This is a genomic window from Bacillus sp. mrc49 (assembly GCF_002803435.1).
In genome coordinates this window covers 1-482 of the sequence record NZ_PHNG01000024.1, presented here as the reverse complement: position 1 = coordinate 482, position 482 = coordinate 1, and the positions used below count along the sequence as shown (strand labels likewise).

General features: G+C 54.8%; 1 protein-coding gene. It reads right to left on the bottom strand.

Features of this window, described 5'->3' with window-relative positions:
• Nucleotides 1-174: 174 nt before the first annotated feature.
• Nucleotides 175-441, bottom strand: a complete 267-nt coding sequence (locus CVN76_RS00260; protein WP_044553943.1) for a DUF1471 domain-containing protein — start codon at nucleotides 439-441, stop codon at nucleotides 175-177.
• Nucleotides 442-482: the final 41 nt, after the last annotated feature.

The following is a 482-nucleotide window of genomic DNA, read 5'->3' as shown; positions in this document are numbered from 1 at the left end:
TAACTGAACCGGACGTCAAGCACCGCATCACGCCGTTGGCACTCAAGGCGACGGCCGAGTTCTTCGTGAAAACCTTATAAAAAAAGCCCCCTGCGGGCAGGGGGCTGACGACATTTTCACATTTTACTTTGCCGCTTTTGGGCGCGGCTTGCTTCCCTGGCACGGCATACAGGTTTAGCGATACAGTTCCGCGCTGACGTGGATAGTGCTGTTGTTTTCCGGTTCATGCAGCGCAATGATTCGATAGGCGGTAGCTCCGCGCTGATCGGCTATTTTGCTCACCTGGCTGCTGGCGTCATCCGGCGAGACCACGTTCTGGTTCAGCGTGATGAATCCGACGCTCTGGCGCTGGTCTGCCTGATGGGAAGTGATCTCGGTAGCGGCCATGACGTTGGCGGAAAACAGCAAAGCAATGGCGGTAGCGATGGTAATACGTTTCATAATTGCCTCTCTTAACTGTTTGCTTCAACTGCCTGACAGCC